The 17,492-nt window shown below is 72.1% G+C and carries 15 protein-coding genes; 10 read left to right on the forward strand and 5 right to left on the reverse strand.

Going from position 1 to position 17,492, the window contains the following annotated elements:
- Positions 1 to 66: 66 nt before the first annotated feature.
- On the reverse strand, positions 67 to 2,133 hold the full coding sequence (locus ACR68M_RS27140) for an NPCBM/NEW2 domain-containing protein (protein WP_441251729.1): 2,067 nt from the start codon (positions 2,131 to 2,133) through the stop codon (positions 67 to 69).
- Between the two features lie 491 nt (positions 2,134 to 2,624).
- On the opposite strand from ACR68M_RS27140, the gene ACR68M_RS27145 reads away from it, so the two are divergent.
- Positions 2,625 to 5,003, forward strand: a complete 2,379-nt coding sequence (locus ACR68M_RS27145; RefSeq protein ID WP_441251730.1) for an endonuclease/exonuclease/phosphatase family protein — start codon at positions 2,625 to 2,627, stop codon at positions 5,001 to 5,003.
- Between the two features lie 111 nt (positions 5,004 to 5,114).
- Here ACR68M_RS27145 and ACR68M_RS27150 read toward each other — a convergent pair whose 3' ends face one another.
- Positions 5,115 to 6,041, reverse strand: coding sequence for an SGNH/GDSL hydrolase family protein (locus tag ACR68M_RS27150; protein ID WP_441246752.1), 927 nt, complete (start codon positions 6,039 to 6,041; stop codon positions 5,115 to 5,117).
- 246 nt (positions 6,042 to 6,287) lie between these two features.
- Here ACR68M_RS27150 and ACR68M_RS27155 point away from each other — a divergent pair, with 246 nt between their 5' ends.
- The 3 genes from ACR68M_RS27155 to ACR68M_RS27165 all read left to right on the forward strand — a co-directional run bounded on the left by ACR68M_RS27155 (position 6,288) and on the right by ACR68M_RS27165 (position 9,342).
- The gene (locus ACR68M_RS27155; protein ID WP_441246753.1) at positions 6,288 to 7,943 is read left to right on the forward strand and encodes an FAD-binding dehydrogenase; all 1,656 of its coding nucleotides are present in this window, start codon (positions 6,288 to 6,290) and stop codon (positions 7,941 to 7,943) included.
- A 78-nt stretch (positions 7,944 to 8,021) separates the two neighbouring features.
- A complete protein-coding gene (locus tag ACR68M_RS27160; protein ID WP_441246754.1) occupies positions 8,022 to 8,426 on the forward strand; it encodes a (2Fe-2S) ferredoxin domain-containing protein in 405 nt (134 codons plus the stop codon).
- Between the two features lie 133 nt (positions 8,427 to 8,559).
- A complete protein-coding gene (locus tag ACR68M_RS27165; RefSeq protein WP_441246755.1) occupies positions 8,560 to 9,342 on the forward strand; it encodes an aminotransferase class IV in 783 nt (260 codons plus the stop codon).
- Here ACR68M_RS27165 and ACR68M_RS27170 read toward each other — a convergent pair.
- A complete protein-coding gene (locus ACR68M_RS27170; protein WP_441246756.1) occupies positions 9,339 to 9,812 on the reverse strand; it encodes a Dps family protein in 474 nt (157 codons plus the stop codon). The genes ACR68M_RS27165 and ACR68M_RS27170 overlap by 4 nt on opposite strands.
- A 212-nt stretch (positions 9,813 to 10,024) precedes the next feature.
- Here ACR68M_RS27170 and ACR68M_RS27175 point away from each other — a divergent pair, with 212 nt between their 5' ends.
- From ACR68M_RS27175 to ACR68M_RS27185, 3 genes are all read left to right on the forward strand, one after another.
- The gene (locus tag ACR68M_RS27175) at positions 10,025 to 11,653 is read left to right on the forward strand and encodes a purple acid phosphatase family protein (RefSeq protein ID WP_441246757.1); all 1,629 of its coding nucleotides are present in this window, start codon (positions 10,025 to 10,027) and stop codon (positions 11,651 to 11,653) included.
- Between the two features lie 76 nt (positions 11,654 to 11,729).
- Complete coding sequence (locus tag ACR68M_RS27180) at positions 11,730 to 12,068, forward strand: YnfA family protein (RefSeq protein ID WP_441246758.1); 339 nt, start codon at positions 11,730 to 11,732, stop codon at positions 12,066 to 12,068.
- Between the two features lie 94 nt (positions 12,069 to 12,162).
- Positions 12,163 to 13,029, forward strand: coding sequence for a GNAT family N-acetyltransferase (locus tag ACR68M_RS27185; protein ID WP_441246759.1), 867 nt, complete (start codon positions 12,163 to 12,165; stop codon positions 13,027 to 13,029).
- A 62-nt stretch (positions 13,030 to 13,091) separates the two neighbouring features.
- Here ACR68M_RS27185 and ACR68M_RS27190 read toward each other — a convergent pair whose 3' ends face one another.
- A complete protein-coding gene (locus tag ACR68M_RS27190) occupies positions 13,092 to 13,976 on the reverse strand; it encodes a S1 family peptidase (protein ID WP_441246760.1) in 885 nt (294 codons plus the stop codon).
- A 220-nt stretch (positions 13,977 to 14,196) separates the two neighbouring features.
- On the opposite strand from ACR68M_RS27190, the gene ACR68M_RS27195 reads away from it, so the two are divergent.
- The 3 genes from ACR68M_RS27195 to ACR68M_RS27205 all read left to right on the forward strand — a co-directional run bounded on the left by ACR68M_RS27195 (position 14,197) and on the right by ACR68M_RS27205 (position 16,309).
- Positions 14,197 to 14,937 carry a hypothetical protein gene (locus ACR68M_RS27195; protein WP_441246761.1) on the forward strand — a complete coding sequence of 247 codons (741 nt, stop codon included), beginning with the start codon at positions 14,197 to 14,199 and terminating at the stop codon, positions 14,935 to 14,937.
- Between the two features lie 87 nt (positions 14,938 to 15,024).
- Positions 15,025 to 15,585: a hypothetical protein gene (locus tag ACR68M_RS27200; RefSeq protein ID WP_441246762.1), complete on the forward strand. Its 561-nt coding sequence runs from the start codon at positions 15,025 to 15,027 to the stop codon at positions 15,583 to 15,585.
- Positions 15,586 to 15,646: 61 nt separating this feature from the next.
- Positions 15,647 to 16,309, forward strand: a complete 663-nt coding sequence (locus ACR68M_RS27205) for a maltokinase N-terminal cap-like domain-containing protein (RefSeq protein ID WP_441246763.1) — start codon at positions 15,647 to 15,649, stop codon at positions 16,307 to 16,309.
- Positions 16,310 to 16,319: 10 nt separating this feature from the next.
- Here the strand turns inward: ACR68M_RS27205 and ACR68M_RS27210 are convergent, their stop codons facing one another.
- Positions 16,320 to 17,453 carry a hypothetical protein gene (locus ACR68M_RS27210; protein ID WP_441246764.1) on the reverse strand — a complete coding sequence of 378 codons (1,134 nt, stop codon included), beginning with the start codon at positions 17,451 to 17,453 and terminating at the stop codon, positions 16,320 to 16,322.
- Between the last annotated feature and the right edge of the window lie 39 nt (positions 17,454 to 17,492).

Genomic DNA, 17,492 nt, shown 5'->3' on the forward strand with positions numbered 1-17,492 from the left:
AGCGGGGGAGCGGGCCGTGACCACAGGGGGTGTGGTCACGGCCCGCTCGGGGTGGCTCCGGGGGGATCAGCTGCAGGTGAGCTGCGGGGCCGCCCAGTCGGCGTGGTCGGAGTTGGTGCCGTTGCCGCCGTCGGTGACGACGAGCCGCAGTTCGTCGCCGCCGGTGACGTCGGCGGTCAGGTGCTTGGCCGCGTCGCCGGTGACCATCAGGCCGCTGTCGGCGACCTTGGTCGAATCCCGGAAGATCTGGAAGCTGACCGAGCCCTTGGGCCCGGCCTCGTCGTCGACGCCCACGTCGGTGCTGACGCTGGTGCAGGTGCCGGCCAGGTAGTAGGTGACCTCGCTGTACGCGTTGGTGCCGAGGCCCTTGGCGTAGGTGGCGCCCTTGATGCTGATCGGGCCGCCGTCGCCGAGCGCGGCCTCGCCGTTGCTGGTGTTCTTCTCGACCGGGCCCCAGCCGTTGGAGGCACCGGACCAGTTGAGGTCGCTCAGCGCGTGGGCGCCGGCCGCCGGGCCGTTGCCGCAGGCCACCCGGGGGTTGGCCCAGTCGGCGTGGTCCCAACTCATGCCGTCGCCGCCGTCGGTGACGACCAGCCGCAGCTTGGCGCCGCCGGTCAGGTCGGCGGTGAGGTGCTTGGCCGCGTCCTTGCCGGTCACCACGCCGCTGTCGGCGACGAGCTTGTCGTCCCGGTAGATCTTGAACTGCACCGAGCCGTTGCCGCCGGTCTCGTCGTCGACGCCGACGTCGGTGGTGAGGTCCTTGCAGGCGCCGCCCAGGTTGTACGTGACGTCGCTGTTGGCGTGCACGCCGAGGCCCTTGCCGTACTGGGTGCCCCGGATGGCCAGCGTGCGGCCGTCGCCGAGGTTGATGTCGCCGTTGCTGCGGTCACGCTCAGCCGGGCCCCAGCCGTTGATCGCCGAGAGCCAGGACATGTCGCTGAGCTGCGTCAAGCCGGTCGGCGGCGGCACCGGGCTGTCGGGGGTGACGCGGAGCATCACCGTGCCGTGGCCGGGCACGGTCGCGCTGACCTTGTCGGTCACCGAGCCGGTCTTCTTCGACCACAGGTCCTTGGTCGCGTACGACTTGGCGCCGCCGATGCCGAGCGCGGCGACGGTGGTGGAGACGGTCGTCGCGTACGAGGACTCGTTGGTGAGGGTGACGGCGCGGCTGCCGTCGGCCAGCGGCTTGGTCATCACCGTGGTGCCGGAGGCGGACGGGACGACGGTGCCCTGGCGGCCGAGCGCGTCCTGGTCGACGGCGATGATGTCCTTGTTGGTGAGGATCGACAGCGTCTCGGGGCTCGCCGTGCGCAGGTCGCTGCCGATCAGCAGCGGTGCGGACATCTCGGCCCAGAGGCTGAAGTGGGTGCGGTACTCGACGCCGGTCATGCCGCCGTTGCCGACCTCCAGCATGTCCGGGTCGTTCCAGGCGCCGCTGCGCGAGTACGGGGCGAGCCCCTCGTTCTGGTGCGCGATGTTGATCATGCTCTGCCAGTTGTCGCTGATGTCGCCCGTGGTGCGCCAGGAGTTGCCGACCGGCTGCGCCCACTGCCAGGGGGCGTTGGCGCCCCACTCGCAGATGCTGAAGAGGATCGGGCGGCCGGTCGCGTTGAGCGCGTCCCGCATGGTCTTGTAACGGGTCTGCGCGTCCTGGCCCTGGTTGTTGCAGTTGTCGTACTTCAGGTAGTCGACGCCCCAGGAGGCCCAGAGGTTGGCGTCCTGCTGCTCGTGGCCGAGCCCGCCGGGGAAGCCCTGCACGTCACAGGTCATGCTGCCGGCGCTGGAGTAGAGGCCGAACTTGAGGCCCTTGCTGTGGACGTAGTCCGCGACGGCCTTGATGCCGTGGGGGAAGCGCACCGGATCCGGGACGAGATTGCCCGAGGCGTCGCGGCTCGGCAGGGCCCAGCAGTCGTCGATGTTGACGTACTGGTACCCGGCGTCCTTGAGGCCCTTCGCGACGAAGATGTCGGCGATGCCCTCGACCATGGACTCGTTGAACTCGGCCCGGCAGTGGGTGGAGTTCCAGTTGTTGAACCCCATCTGGGGGGTCACGGCGAGGCCGTTGTCCAGGGCGTACGCGGCCGGCGCGGCGGCCAGCTGGACGGCTGCGGCGAGAGCGCCGCCGCCCGTCATCAGGGCGAGTGAGGTGAGGGCGGCGCCTGATCGGCGGCGCCAGGTGGTTCTGCGGGACAGCACCGTGGGGCTCCTGCAGGGGTGAGGGTGGGTGGAAGGAGCACAGAGGCGACCAGGAAGGCAACCAAAGCGACGCGTTCCAACGGAATGCAACATATGACAGCGGCGTTTCAGGCTCACGTCAAGAGGCTCTGCGGGGGCTAGATCAGCTCCGTAGAGCGCCAGCTGGCCGAAACTGATGGCATGTTGGCCCGAACCAGTCCGGGGAGATTTGATGTTTGAAAATGTTCGACCCGGCGGACATGGGAAGGCGTAGATCGCCAAGAGTTAACGCGCTACGTCTTGTCGCGTCATTTTCTACGCGCGTATCTTTGGCCCGTCCGAGTGACGCCCGACCCCGCCCCACGCGGTGACGTGCTGTCAGAACTCTTCCGAGGAGCCCCGTCCAGGTGACCAACCCCCCTGCACCCCGCACCCCTTCGCGCAGATCGATGCTGCGCGCCGTGATCCTGCCCGTCGGCGTCGCCGCCTCGCTGGTGCTCGTGCCGCTGCCCGGTGCGATGGCAGCGCCCTCCGCCGACGCGGTCGTCTCCGAGGTGTACGGCGGCGGTGGCAACTCCGGTGCCACGCTGAAGAACGACTTCATCGAGCTGGCCAACAAGGGCGGCGCGGCCTTCGGGCTGACCGGCTACAGCGTGCAGTACATCTCCGCCACCCCCGGCCCCACCACCCAGTGGTCGGTCACCCCGCTGACGGGCTCCATCCCGGTCGGCGGCCGCTACCTCGTCGCCGAGTCGGCCGGCACCGGCGGCACCGTCGACCTGCCGACCGCCGACGCCACCGGCGCCCTGGCGCTCTCCGGCACCAACGGCACCGTCGCGCTCGTCCAGGGCACCGACCCGCTGACCTGCAGGACCGCCGCGGACTGCGCCGCCGACCCGCGCGTGCGCGACCTCGTCGGCTACGGCACCGCCCTCGTGCACGAGGGCAGCGGCTCGGCCGCCGGAGCGGGCAACACCGCCTCCGTCGCCCGTGGCGGCGGCCTGCCGGACACCGACGACAACGCCGCCGACCTCAAGGCGGGCGGCCCCACGCCGACCAACAGCCGTGGCGAGACCGTCGACGCCGGTGGCGGCACCCCCACCGGCCCGACCGAGCCCGGCACGCTGCGCATCCACGACATCCAGGGCGCCACCCGGATCTCGCCGGAGACCGGCAAGACCGTCGCGGGCGTGCCCGGCGTCGTCACCGGCATCCGCACCTCCGGCACCAGAGGCTTCTGGATGCAGGACCCGCACCCGGACGCCGACCCGGCGACCAGCGAGGGCATCTTCGTCTACACCGGCAGCGCCACCCCGGCCGTCAAGGTCGGCGACTCGGTGCTCGTCACCGGCAAGGTCTCCGAGTACTACCCGGCCTACAGCTCGGGCAGCCAGTCGGTGACCGAGCTCGGCAACCCGGCCGTCACGGTGCTCTCCTCCGGCAACGCCGTCCCGGCGGCCGTGGTGCTGAACGACAGCAGCATCCCGCCGATCCTCGCCCCCGACGCCGCCGGTGGCAGCATCGACGGCCTGACGCTGCGTCCGGCCGACTACGCCCTCGACCTGTACGAGTCGCTGGAGGGCATGAACGTCCAGGTCAAGGACGTCCGCGTGGTGCAGGCCACCGACAAGTACAACGAGCTGTGGGTCGAGGCCCGCAAGGCCGACGTCCGCAGCACCCGTGGCGGCGCCCTCTACCTGGGCTACGAGACCCCCAACGCCGGGCGCCTGATGGTGCAGTCGCTCGGGCCGGTGGTGCCCTCGGCCAACGTCGGTGACCAGCTGACGGGCGTCACCGCGGGCCCGCTGGACTACAACCAGTTCGGCGGCTACACCGTCGTCGCCAACGCGATCGGCGCCTACAAGGACAACGGGCTCCAGCGCGAGATCACCGCGCCCGCCCCGGACGGCACGGCGACGATCGCCACGTACAACGTCCAGAACCTCGACCCGGGCGACCCGGCCGAGAAGTTCGCCCAGCTCGCCCAGGGCATCGTCACCAACCTCCGCTCGCCCGACGTCGTCGCGCTGGAGGAGATCCAGGACGGCAACGGCCCGACCGACGACGGCACGGTGGACGCGACCGCGACCATCACCAAGTTCGTGGACGCGGTGAAGGCGGCGGGCGGCCCGGCGTACGAGTGGCGCAGCATCAACCCGGTCGACGGCAAGGACGGCGGCGAGCCCGGCGGCAACATCCGTCAGGTCTTCCTCTTCAACCCGCAGCGGATCTCCTTCACCGACATCCCCGGCGGTGACTCGACCACGGCCGTGGACGTCGCCGGCAGCGGTGCGGCGACCACGCTGACGGCCTCCCCGGGCCGGATCGACCCGAACAACGAGGCCTGGACGACCAGCCGCAAGCCGCTGATCGGCCAGTTCAGCTTCCGGGGCAAGAAGCTCTTCCTGATCGCCAACCACTTCAACAGCAAGGGTGGCGACCAGGGCATAGACAGCCGCTTCCAGGCGCCGACCCGCAGCTCCGAGGTGCAGCGAGTCAAGCAGGCGACGGTCGAGCAGGCCTTCGTCGCGAAGCTGGAGGCCGCCGACCCGGACGCGAAGATCGTCTCGCTGGGCGACTTCAACGACTACCAGTTCTCGCCCGCGCTGACGACGCTGACCGGCGGCGGCGTGCTGCGTGACCTGGTCAACGAGCTCTACCCGAGCCAGCGTTACACCTACGTCTACCAGGGCAACTCGCAGGTGCTCGACCACACGTTGGTCAGCCCCGCGCTGACCAACGTGCAGTACGACGTGGTGCACGTGAACAGCGAGTTCGCGGTGCAGGCGAGCGACCACGACCCGCAGATCGTGCGGATTCGCCCGTAGCGGACTTCCCGGGGGGCGCGAGGGGGCTGTCGGGAGATCGGAAGGCGCAGCGATGTGTCTTCCGGTTTCGCGCAGTTCCTCGCGCCCCTCGGGGTTGGCCCAGTGCCGGAATCAGTGTCCGAGGGCGGCGAGGACGGCGCCGGCCATGGCCTGCTCGCCCTTGGCGTTGGGGTGGAACGGGACGGCGGGGGAGCCGGGCAGGGCGCCCTCGATCCAGCGGTCGTCGGAGCAGACGTCATGGCCCTTGGTGGCGGCCGTGGTGTCCACGAAGGTGGCGCCGTTGGCGGCCGAGGTGGCGGCCAGCATCGAGTTGAGCTTCACCAGCACGCCGCGCAGGTAGGCGACGTCCCCGACGGTGACGGGCTGCTCGCCCAGGCAGCTCCACTCGTCCTCGGGCAGCACCTGCGGGTAGCCGACCACCACGACCTTCGCCCCGGGCGCCTTGGCGTGGATGCGGTGGAGGGTGTCGGCGAGCTGCGGCGCGGCGGCGGCGACCCGGTCGGCGAGGGTGTCGTCGCCGTACTCCCAGGCCCAGTCGCTCCAGTTCCAGTAGCCGTGGCCGTAGGTGTCGTGGCAGGGCGTGCCGAGCGGGTTGACCACGGCGCCCGCGATGCAGGTGGCGATCACCTCGCCGATGCCCAGGTCCGAGGTGCCGAGGTCGTTGCCGCCGATGCCCAGCGTGACCAGTGAGGTGTTGGAGCCCACGGAGTCCAGCTGCGGGTCGTTGACCCGGATGAAGGCGTCGTACTGGGCCGAGGTCATCGCCTTGATCTTCGCGGCCGAGCAGGTGACGTCGGTGTAGCTGCTGCTGCCCAGGGCGGCGGCGACCAGATGGCCGTAGTTGTGGTCCGAGCGCAGGCAGAGCCCGGCGGACTGACCGGGCACACCGGCACCGGCGGCGTACGAATCACCGAGTGCGACGTACGCGCCCGAGGGGCCGGCGGCGTGGGCGGCGGTGGGGGTCATGCTGCTGAGGGCGGCGGCGACCAGCGCGGTGCCGAGCACGGCCGACGTGCGCTTCAGGGCAGGGGTGAGCACTGTTCCTCCTGGGGGAGAGAAACTTTCGCGGGTGGGGGGATGTTTCCTGCGTGGGGCGTTACTGACAAGTAAGTTACTGTCAGGTTACAAGCCTGTCCAGGTAATTGGAGAAACAATTACAGAATGACGAATTGGTAATTCGGATACGAGGTGGAGCGTAATTCCCTTTCGGTGGGCGCTGTTGACCACGGCGGACACCGACCCCGAGAATCCGTCACACGCCCGACCCCCTCGGAGGAGCCCCCCGTGCCACTGGACGCCGACGTCATCGTCATCGGAGCGGGCCTGGCCGGCCTGGTCGCCACCGCCGAACTGGCCGACGCCGGACGCCGGGTGATCCTGCTCGACCAGGAGCCCGCCGCCTCCCTGGGTGGCCAGGCACACTGGTCCTTCGGCGGGCTCTTCCTGGTCGACTCGCCCGAGCAGCGCCGGATGCGCATCCGCGACTCCCGCGAGCTCGCCTGGCAGGACTGGCTCGGCACGGCGGGCTTCGACCGCGCCGAGGACGACTGGCCGCGCCGCTGGGCCGAGGCGTACGTGGACTTCGCGGCCGGGGAGAAGCGCGCCTGGCTGCGCGCCCAGGGGGTCAGGTTCTTCCCCGTGGTCGGCTGGGCCGAGCGTGGCGGGCTGCTCGCCACCGGGCCCGGCAACTCCGTGCCGCGCTTCCACATCACCTGGGGCACCGGCCCCGGCCTCGTCGAGCCGTTCGCCCGGCGGGTGCGGGCCGCCGTCGCGTGCGGGCTGGTCGAGCTGCGCTTCCGGCACCGCGTCACCGGGCTGGCCGCGACCGGCGGGGTCACCGACACCGTCAGCGGCGAGGTGCTGGTGCCCAGTCAGGTCGCCCGGGGCGAGGCCAGCTCGCGCGAGGTGGCCGGGGCGTTCGAGCTGCGCGCGCAGGCCGTGATCGTCACCTCCGGCGGCATCGGCGGCAACCACGAACTCGTCCGGAAGGCCTGGCCCGCCCGGCTCGGCACGCCGCCCGAGCGGATGCTCTCCGGGGTGCCCGCGCACGTCGACGGCCTGATGCTCGGCATCGCCGGAGCCGCCGGGGGCCACCTGATCAACGGCGACCGGATGTGGCACTACACCGAGGGCATCGAGAACTGGGACCCGATCTGGGCCCGGCACGGCATCCGCATCCTCCCCGGCCCGTCCTCGCTCTGGCTGGACGCGCGCGGGCGGCGGCTGCCCGTGCCGCTCTTCCCCGGCTTCGACACCCTCGGCACCCTCGAACACATCATGACCACCGGCCACGACCACACCTGGTTCGTGCTCACCCAGAAGATCATCGAGAAGGAGTTCGCCCTCTCCGGCTCCGAACAGAACCCCGACCTGACGGGCCGGAGCATCCGGGATGTGCTGCGGCGGGCCCTGCCGGGCGCACCCGAACCGGTCGAGGCGTTCAAGCGGCACGGCGCCGACTTCGTGGTCGCCGACACCCTGGCGGAGCTGGTTCGGGGCATGAACGCGAGGACGCCGGACGCGCCGATCGACGAGGCCGACCTGCGGCGGGAGATCGAGGCCCGCGACCGGGAGCTGGCCAACCCCTTCGGCAAGGACCTCCAGACGACGGCCGTCCGCGGCGCCCGGAGCTACCTCGGCGACCGCCTGATCCGCACCGCCGCACCGCACCGGCTGCTTGACCCCAAGGCGGGCCCGCTGATCGCGGTGCGCCTCAACATCCTCACCCGCAAGTCGCTCGGCGGGCTGGAGACTGACCTCTCCTCCCGGGTGCTGCGGGCCGACGGCTCGGTGCTGGACGGCGTCTACGCGGCCGGTGAGGCGGCCGGGTTCGGCGGTGGCGGTGTGCACGGCTACCGCTCGCTGGAGGGCACCTTCCTCGGCGGCTGCCTCTTCTCCGGCCGGGCGGCCGGGCGGGCTGCGGCGCAGGCCACAGGCTGAGACAGGCTCCGGCGCCCCGGCCGCCTGGTAGCTTCGCGTACGAGGTGCGGGTCGCCGCACCCGGGCGGAGGGAAGTTGATGGGGCGTCGGACGAAGGTCGTCGCGGAGGGGGCCGCACCGGTCACGGTGACGGTGTGCCGGGGCTGCTGTTGCGGGGTCGCCGACAAGTACCCGGGCGTCGACCACGCCGGGCAGCTGGAGCGGCTCCAGGCGGGCGTCGGCACGGCCGGCAAGGTCCGCGCGGTGACCTGTCTGGACGCGTGCGACCACGCGAACGTCGTCGTGGTCAGCCCCTCGGCGGAGGGGCGCCGGGCCGGCGGACGGCCGGTCTGGCTCGGCTGGGTGATGGCGGACGACATGATCGACGAGATATGCGACTGGGTGCAGGCCGGCGGGCCGGGCGTGGTCGAGCCGCCGGGGACGCTGGACCTCCAGGTGTTCAGCGTCTCGCGCCGGGTCGGCGAGGGTCTCGCCGCCAAGTAGCTGCCCGGATGAGCAGCCTGGCTGATCTGCCTGGGTGATCGGCCCGGATGATCTGACGGAGTCGGGCCGGGGGCGGGCGGTACGGGTGATCGTCCCTACCCCGGCGCGTCGGCGGCCCGATATGTTGTGGTTCATGGCGTACCTGGACGGCCGGGCAGTGACCCCGGCGGAGCTGCAGACACTGGCCCTCACCAACTACGGGCACTTCACGACGATGCGTGTCGAGGCCGGGCGGGCCCGGGGGCTGGAGCTCCACCTGGAGCGGCTCGTCCGGGACTGCCGGGTGGTGTTCGACGCGAAGCTCGACCCGGAGCGGGTGCGGGAGCTCGTCCGGGCGGCACTGCCGGAGGGCGAGGAGGCGATGGCCGTCCGGGTGACGGTCTTCGACCCGGCGGTGGAGATCGGGAAGATGGGCCTGGCGGCCGAGCCCAAGGTACTGGTGACGGCGCGCCCCTCCGGCGGGCTCTCGGGGCCGCCGCTGCGGGCGAAGTCCCGCCGGTTCGCGCGTGACCTGCCCGAGGTGAAGAGCGTCGGCCTGTTCGGTGCGCTGCACCAGCGCCGGGTGGCGATGCTCGCGGGCTACGGCGACGCGCTCTTCGTCGACGGGGCCGGGGCGATCTCCGAGGGCGGCACCTGGAACATCGGCTTCGTCCGGGGCGGCGAGGTCGTCTGGCCGGCGGCGGACTGCCTGCCGGGGACGGCGATGGCACTGCTCAAGGGCCTGCACCCGCACGTCACCGAGGAGGTGACGCTCGGCCGGCTCGGCGAGGGCGAGTTCGAGGCCGCCTTCGCGACCAACGCGGTGATCGGCGTCCGGCCGGTCGCGGCCGTCGACGGCGTCGAGCTGCGGGCCGACCACCCGGTGGTCGGGCAGCTGCTGGAGGCGTACCGCGACCTGCCGGGTGACCTGGTCTAGGAGCCGGTCTCGGCCTGGGCCATCCAGGAGTACTTCTCCAGGTCGGCGGTGAGGCCGATCAGGATGTCCTGGCTGACGGGGTCGGCTTCGGCGGTGGCGTCGATCCGGCCCCGCATCCGGGTGATGACGGCACCGAGGGCGTCGACCAGGGCGCCGACGGTCTCGGTGTCGGGGCAGGGGCCCTCGGGGGCGGTGCTGATGCCGCTGGTGTCGGCGACGGTCTTGGCCCGGCCGTCGGGGGAGACGCCGATCGCGGCGGCGCGTTCGGCGACGGTGTCGGCGTGCAGGCGGGCGAGCGCGACGACCTCGTCCAGCTGGAGGTGGACGGAGCGGAAGCGCGGGCCCACCACGTTCCAGTGCAGCTGCTTCGCGACCAGGGAGAGGTCGACGAGGTCGACCAGGGCGCCCTGGAGGGCCTCGCCGACGATCTTGCGCTCGGCGTCCGGCAGGGGGCTCTTGAAAGCGGTCATGCGGGTCTGCCTCCTCGGTTCGGGTCTGGCCGCCAGCATGTCACACAGTGCATCAAATCGGGTATAGCGGTACAGAAGGCCGGATCGCGGGCCCCGACTGACGGCCCGTTACGAACACGTGGCCGAGTCTTACCGGGTGGTAGGCCGACGCGACGACGGTTGTTCACCGGAAGTCCGTGTGCGCGCCATCCACCGCTGGAAACCTCCAGGTCATGGATATCCCACGCATGGGCGTGCCCGAGAAGCTCGCCGACCGTATGAGCATGGCTGAGCAGCACGAGTACCTGCGCAGCAAGTTCTCCCGCCGCAAGGCACTCCGCACCGGTGCGATCACCGTCGGCGCGCTGGCGGTCGGCAGTGCGCTCGGCACGGGCACCGCGTCGGCTGCCCCGAGCACCCCGGCCCTGCTGAGCAGCACCACCGGCGGCATCGACGGCGCGCTCGTCGCCCCGACGGGCCGTCACCTCGCCTTCGGTGGCGAGGCCGACACCCAGATGCGCATCTCCTGGCAGACCCCGGCCCCGGTCAAGCGCGCCTTCCTGCGCTTCGGCAAGACCCCGTGGGACCTCAGCCACAAGGTCGTCGCCGACCAGCGGGTGCTGCACACCCCCGCGATGGTCCAGACCGGCGGCGCGTTCGACCAGTACTACATCCATGTCTCGCTGCACGACCTCGAGCCCGACACCACGTACTACTACGGTGTCGGCCACGACGGCTTCGACCCGGCCTCGCAGCAGGCCATCTCGACCCTGAGCACCTTCCGCACCGCCCCGGCGCGCGGCTGGCGCGGCGGCAAGGCGTACGAGCCCTTCACCTTCACCGCCTTCGGCGACCAGGGTGTCAGCGCGCACGCGGCCGGCAACGACCACGTCATCCTGGCGCAGAACCCCAGCTTCCACCTGCACGCGGGCGACATCTGCTACGCGGACCCGATGGGCCAGGGCCAGGACGCGGACCGCGCCGCCTTCAACGCCAAGACCTGGGACGCCTTCCTGGTCCAGACCGAGACGGTCGCCTCGAAGATCCCGTGGATGGTCTCCTACGGCAACCACGACATGGAGGCCTGGTACTCGCACAACGGGTACGGCGGCGAGGACGCCCGCTTCTTCCTGCCGACCAACGGCCCGGACCCGCGTGTCGCCCCCGGTGTCTACTCCTTCAAGTACGGCAACGTCGGCGTCATCTCGCTGGACGCGAACGACGTCTCGTACGAGATCCCGGCGAACCTGGGCATCACGGCCGGCAAGCAGACCAAGTGGCTGGACCGCAAGCTCCGCGACTTCCGTGGTGACGAGACGGTCGACTTCATCGTCATCTTCTTCCACCACTGTGCCTTCTCCACCACCCACCAGCACGCCTCCGAGGGCGGTGTCCGCGAGGCCTGGGTGCCGCTGTTCGAGAAGTACCGCGTCGACCTGGTGGTCAACGGCCACAACCACGTCTACGAGCGCACCGACGCGATCCTCGGCAACAAGGTCTCCAAGGCCGTGCCGAGCGGCGAGACCGTCGAGCCCGCCAAGGACGGCGTCGTGTACGTCACGGCGGGTGCGGCCGGCCGCAGCCTCTACAGCTTCGACGCCCCCGACACCTACGAGGGCCACGAGAAGCGCGTCGACTCGGTCGACACCTTCCACTTCGCCAAGGGCGGCGTGAAGGTCACCGAGACCGTCGAGTGGTCCCGCGTCCGCTACACCGGCTACTCCTTCATCAAGGTCGACGTCGCCCCCGCGCACAAGGGCGGCAAGTCCACCATGAAGGTCACCGCACTGGCCGAGGACGGCACGCAGGTCGACAACTACACGATCGTGCGCACGGCCGGCGAGACGCAGCACCAGCACTGACACCCCGCCGCGCATCGGGCCCGCACCCTCCTGGGCGCGGGCCCTCTGCCGTCGACTCTCGGTAAGCTCGGCGGTCATGACCGTGCTGCGCTCCACCCTGCTCTTCCTGCTGGCCGCCGTCCTGGAGATCGGCGGGGCCTGGCTGGTCTGGCAGGGCGTCCGGGAGCACCGGGGCTGGGCCTGGGCGGGCGCGGGCGTGCTGGCCCTGGGGGCGTACGGCTTCGTCGCGACGCTCCAGGCGGATGCGCACTTCGGGCGCATCCTGGCCGCGTACGGCGGGGTCTTCGTCGCGGGTTCGCTCGCCTGGGGCATGGCGCTGGACGGCTACCGCCCGGACCGCTACGACGTGTTGGGCGCGCTGGTCTGCCTGGCCGGGGTCGGCCTGATCATGTACGCACCGCGAAGCGGCCGCTGAGGCCGCCACTGTTGCGAAACCCCGTTGCGGCGGGCGGTCCGGCGTGGTTGCGTACGGGGTCGCCCTGCCCGAACCGCCGTACCCGGGAGCCCTCTTGACCGTCCGCATCACCCCGCTGGCCGACCCCGAGCAGAGCGCCGGGAGCCACCGGCTCGCCTGGCTGGCCGCCGACGGGGACGGCATGCCCCTCGGCTCGGCGTACCTGCGGCTGTTCAGGGGGGAGGGTGAGCGCCACCTCGGGGAGCTGGAGCTCACCGTGCACCCCGCCGAACGCCGGCGCGGCGTCGGTTCGCTGCTGCTGGCCGCCGCCGTCGAGGCCGCCCGCGCCGACGGCCGCCGCTCCGTCACCACCCAGACCGGGGCCGGTACGCCGGGAGAGCACTTCCTCGCGGCCCGGGGCCTGCGCAAGGTGCTGGGGATGACCTGGACCAGGCTGGAGCTCGCCGCCGCCGACGTGCCGCCGGTGCCCGCATCGCCCGGGTACCGGCTGGTCAGCTGGGCGGGCACGGTGCCCGACGAGCTGGCCGCGAGCTTCGCCGCCTCCCGCCGGGCGATGGACGACATGCCGATGGACGACACCGACCACACCGTCCAGACCTGGGACGTCGAGAAGGTCCGGCACGTCGCCGAGGTGGTCGCCCGGCGCGGCGACCTGCTGCACACGGTGGCCGCCGTCGAGGAGGCCGGTGGTGCCGTCGTCGGCTTCACCGAGCTGGTCGTCCCCGGCTCCGGCACCGGCGAGGGCCAGCACTACGGCACCGGCGTGCTCCCCGAGCACCGGGGCCACGGCCTGGCCCGCTGGATGAAGGCCGAGACGATCCGCGACGCGCGCCGTCGGTACCCGCAGCTCGCCGCCCTGCTGGCGGACACCGCTGACAGCAACGGCCCGATGCGGCGGGTCAACGAGGCGCTCGGCTACCTGCCCACGCACCGCACGGCCATGTACCAGCTCGACCTGTAGCCGGACCCGTACCCCCGCCCGCCCCGGGGGGAGCCGGGGGCGGGCGGGGGCACCGGGGTGGATCAGAAGACGTGCACGTTGTACTTGCTGAGCGCCGCGTTGACGGGCTGGAAGAAGGTGGTGCCGCCGGTCTTGCAGTCGCCGCTGCCGCCGGAGGTGATGCCGATGGCCTTGGCGCCGTCGTAGAGCGGGCCGCCGGAGTCGCCGGGCTCGGCACAGACGTTGGTCTGGATCATGCCCTTGACGGTGCTGCCGTCGGAGTAGTGCACGGTGGCGTTGAGCGCCGTGACGGTGCCGCCGTGGGTGCCGCTGGTCGAGCCGGTGCGCTTGACCGCCTCGCCGACGAAGGCGTTCGGTGCGGACGAGAAGCCGCCGGTGTGGCTCAGTGAGGTGTTGTCGTACCGGACCAGGGCGTAGTCGGTGCCCGGGAAGCTGGAGCTGACGGTGGCGCCGATCAGGGTGGTGTGGCCGGAGTTGGTGTACCAGGTGCCGGCCACGTTGCCGCAGTGCCCGGCGGTCAGGAAGTAGTAGGTGCTGCCGCTCACCACGTTGAAGCCGAGCGAACAGCGGTAGCTGCCGCCGTAGATGGCGTTTCCGGCGGCGAGCAGCGGGGTGAGGACACCGGCTGTGCGCTCGATCCTGAGGGCGGCCGCGTTGGCCCCCGCCGCCTTCCTGATCTTGGCGAGCGCGGCGGGCGAGACGGTGCTGTCCGCCGTCACGACGACCCGGCCGGAGTTCTGGTCCACGTACCAGGCGGTGCCGCCGACGTCCGCGCCGAGCACGGCATCGCTGACCGAGGCCAACTGGGCCGGGCCGAAGGGCTGGACGGGAGCCGCGACGGCGCTCGGCGCGGCGACGGCGGTGGCCGAGAGCAGGCCGACGGTGGCGGCGAGAAGCCGGATGTGCGTCGCGATACCTCTGGTGGAGGTGGTGCGCTTGATCCTCACTGATCTGCTCCTAGGTGTGGAGTGAGCAAGAGATGATCTGACCCTGACAGGGCTGTCTGGGAGTATTGGGCACCGCCGGGCCGGGCACAAGACCGGCGGCAACGCTCCGGCAGGGCAACGCTCTGCGGATCTTTCGGGCAACAGGCAACCAGCCGGTAGCTGTTGGCGTGTACATCATTGGCCCGCCGCCGGCGGGGGCCGATCACCACGGGAGAACCTCTTGAAGACTCGTCACCTGACCGCTGCCACCACGCTGGCCTGCGCTCTTCTCACGCTGACCGCCTGCGGTTCGAACTCGACCCCCTCGGCTGCCCCGCAGGGCAGCACGGCCGCGTCCGCCGGTTCGTCCGCCGGTAGCTCCGCCGGGGCGTCCACCGGTTCGGCCAAGCCGGATGCGCCGCAGTCCAGCGCGAAGCCGACCGGTGCCGCCAGCGGGACGGCGGCGAAGCCCGCCGGCGCGGACGTCCCGGCCTGTGCCGGCTCGGAGGGCCACGACGAGGTCACCGGCCAGCTGGTCGGCCTGGACAAGAGCGCCGACCCCCGGTGGAACGGCGTCGTGAAGCTCAGCAACGTGTCCGGGCACGCCTGCGTGATGTACGGTCCCGCCGACGTGCGGACCGACTCCGGGGCCAGCGTGTTCACCAAGCTGGCCACCGGCGTCCTGGGCAGCGGATCGTTCGCCACGGACAAGGCGCACGGCACGGTGCTCCAGGCGGGCGAGACGGTCTTCCAGCCCGTCAGCTGGGTCTCCTCCCCGCCCACCGCCCCGAACGCGAGCTGCACCACCGGCAAGCTGCTGGTGCTGGCCCGCAACGAGGAGAGCCTCTTCGTCACCGTCCCGGTGACGGACGCCCGCTTCTGCCCCGTCAAGGACATCGGCTCCCCGCAGGTGATGATCGGCATCCCCCGCGCCACCCTGGCCGAGGCCCAGGCGCAGCTCCAGAAGCCCGGCGCCCGCTAGACCCCCGAACGGCAGTCGCGCGGCCCGGTGGTGGTGGATTCCGCCGGGTGCTGGTAGGCATGGGCGGTGCGATTCGATGCTGTACCGATGCCGCCCGCCGTCGAGGCCAGGCCGCGCGACGTCCGTGGGTACCCCGTCCCCGCCATCACCCCCTGGGAGGGCGGCGAGCCGCGCTTCGCGCTCACCGACCACGGGCGGAGCGCCGACTGTGCGCGGCAGCGCCGCTGTTCGGTCTGTGACGTGCCGATGCCGCCCGGCCCGGTCTGGCGGGTGGTGGGCGCGACGGAGAGCGCGGCGATCGCCGCCGCACTGGCGAGCGGCGAGCCGTACCGGAACCTGGCGCCGACGACGGAAGGCCCCGGCCACCGGGCCTGCATGCTGTACGCGTCGATGGTGTGCCCGTACCTGGCCCGCCCGAACGCCCGCCGCGGCTCCTCGGCGGAGCGGCCGGACGAGCTGACGGCGCACGTCGTCCGGGGCGCCGTCCGGGGCGAGTTGGGGGCGGTGGTGGGCTTCGGCGACTTCGAGTACGCCGTGACCGAGACCCAGGTGCTGTTCCGCTTCCTCGACCTGGTCGAGTACCTCCCGCACGACACCGCCGACACACACCTGGCCGAACTCCGCGCGGAGCTCGGCCGGGTGCGTTGACCGTTGGGGCAGGTGGGAGGATCTGACGGTCGTACCCACTCAACGGAAGAGAGCCCCCGGCATGGCCGTCATCTTCGACACCACTCTCAAGCCGGGCAAGCTCGAACTGCTCGCGTCCTGGCTGCCCTCGCAGCCGTGGTACTCGGGCGGTGCGGGCGGGCCGGAGCTGGCCAGGGCAGGCGGCTTCCGGCTGGACGACCCCGAGGGGGAGGTCGGGATCGAGTTCATCGTGGTCACCGACAGCTCGGGCGCCGAGCCGACCACCTACCTGGTGCCGCTGACCTATCGCGGTGCCCCGCTGGAGGGGGCGGAGCACGCCCTCGTCGGCACCATGGAGCACGGGATACTGGGGCGGCGCTGGGCCTACGACGGGTGTCACGACCCGGTGCTGGTCGCCCAGTTGCTGGCGCTGGTCGAGGGCCGGGCGCAGGCCCAGGACCAGGACACCAGTGACGTCCCCGACCGGGAGATCACCTGCTCCTGCCCCGGCGGCAGCGCCGCACCCAGGGAGTTCACCGCCCCGGCCGTCGACGACCGGGAGGGCACCGAGCTGCCGCTGTCGGACGGTACGGCCCTGCGTCTGCACCGGGTGCCGGCCCCCGCGCCGGGCGACGCGCCCGTCCTGCCGCCGGGGGCGACCGGCCACGTCGCGGGTGCCTGGCAGCAGCCGGACGGCACCCGGGTGCGCGGGCTGTTCGCCGTCCTGCACCCGGGCGCCGCGTGACGACGGACCGTCAGCCCCGGTAGGCGGGCAGGCCCGGGGTGGTGGAGACCACGGTCGGTGCGGCCGAGCCGTCCGCCGGGAGGGTGGCGACGCCGCTCGGGGTGCGGACGGCGAGGGTGCGGCCGTCGGGCGACCAGCTGGGCTCGGTGTAGTCCGTGGTGGCGTTCGGGGTGAGGTCACGGGCGGGGGAGTTGTCGTCCATGTGCTTCTCGAAGATGTGGTCGTGGCCGCCGGAGGAGCGGACGAAGGCGATCGTGTGGGCGTCGGGGGAGAGCACGGGCTGCGAGCCGGGACCGACCGGGGAGACCTGCTCGCGCAGGTACTCGTCGCGGATGTAGACGTTGCCGTTGGTGGTGTTCGCGTAGACGGCGTTGCCGTAGACGCCACCGCCGTTCGGCCAGGTGTTGCCGGTCTGCGGGATCGGGTTCGGCTCCTCGCCGCCCTCGGCGTCGAGCGCCAGCAGCGTCGGCGTGCCACCGGCCGAGGGGACGCGCTCCAGACGGCTGACGCCGCCCTGGGAGACGGCGAAGAGGAGGTTGCTCCGCGCCGGGAGGCTGTACCCCGGGTCGGCGGCCGACACCTGCCAGGTGGGGTGGGACCAGACCTGCCCGCCGGGGTTCCGGGCGACGACGCGGCGCCCGCCGCCGTCGGGGTTGCTCACCACGAGGCTGCCCGAGCCGTCGACGAACGCGGCCTTCGTGCCGTCCGGCGACCAGGCGAGATCCCGGACGACGGTGCCGAAGTCGACCGAGGTGCCGTTCATCAGCACGTGCGTGGTGCCGTTGCTGATGGTCAGCCGGCTGTTGGCCGTCCCGTTCAGCACCGGCCGGGCCTGGGCCGTGGCGGGCGCCTTCACGGTCAGCGGCGCGCCGGGGACGGCCGTGCCGGGCGCGGTCGTGCTGGGGGTGGTGGTGCCCGGCGCGGTCGTGCCCGGTGTCGCGCTCGCGGTGCCTGCCGGGGCGGTGCCGGTCGAGGCGGTGCCCGTCGGGGCGGTGCCCGCACCGGCCGGGGCGGCGGGCGCGGCGGCGGCGGCCCTGCCGGTGTCCGTCGGCCCGCAGCCGGTGAGCAGCAGGCCGGTGCTCGTGGTGACGGCGACGATGACGGTGACGGCGGCGGCCGAGCGGAGACGGGTGCGAGCGTGCATGAGTGGTTCCCCCCAGGTGTCGTGCGGCGCACTGTGCGG

The sequence above is a fragment of the Kitasatospora sp. McL0602 genome (assembly GCF_052076145.1).
In the GTDB taxonomy this organism is placed as follows: Bacteria; Actinomycetota; Actinomycetes; order Streptomycetales; family Streptomycetaceae; genus Kitasatospora.

Bases quoted from the DNA above. Each gene is read 5' to 3' on its own strand.
- ACR68M_RS27180 (WP_441246758.1), top strand. From the start codon at position 11,730: ATGACCGTGCTGCGCTCCACCCTGCTCTTCCTGCTGGCCGCCGTCCTG.
- ACR68M_RS27145 (WP_441251730.1), top strand. From the start codon at position 2,625: ATGCTGCGCGCCGTGATCCTGCCCGTCGGCGTCGCCGCCTCGCTGGTG.
- ACR68M_RS27170 (WP_441246756.1), bottom strand. From the start codon at position 9,812: ATGACCGCTTTCAAGAGCCCCCTGCCGGACGCCGAGCGCAAGATCGTC.
- ACR68M_RS27210 (WP_441246764.1), bottom strand. From the start codon at position 17,453: ATGCACGCTCGCACCCGTCTCCGCTCGGCCGCCGCCGTCACCGTCATC.
- ACR68M_RS27140 (WP_441251729.1), bottom strand. From the start codon at position 2,133: ATGACGGGCGGCGGCGCTCTCGCCGCAGCCGTCCAGCTGGCCGCCGCG.
- ACR68M_RS27175 (WP_441246757.1), top strand. From the start codon at position 10,025: ATGGATATCCCACGCATGGGCGTGCCCGAGAAGCTCGCCGACCGTATG.
- ACR68M_RS27200 (WP_441246762.1), top strand. From the start codon at position 15,025: ATGCCGCCCGCCGTCGAGGCCAGGCCGCGCGACGTCCGTGGGTACCCC.
- ACR68M_RS27205 (WP_441246763.1), top strand. From the start codon at position 15,647: ATGGCCGTCATCTTCGACACCACTCTCAAGCCGGGCAAGCTCGAACTG.
- ACR68M_RS27165 (WP_441246755.1), top strand. From the start codon at position 8,560: ATGGCGTACCTGGACGGCCGGGCAGTGACCCCGGCGGAGCTGCAGACA.
- ACR68M_RS27160 (WP_441246754.1), top strand. From the start codon at position 8,022: ATGGGGCGTCGGACGAAGGTCGTCGCGGAGGGGGCCGCACCGGTCACG.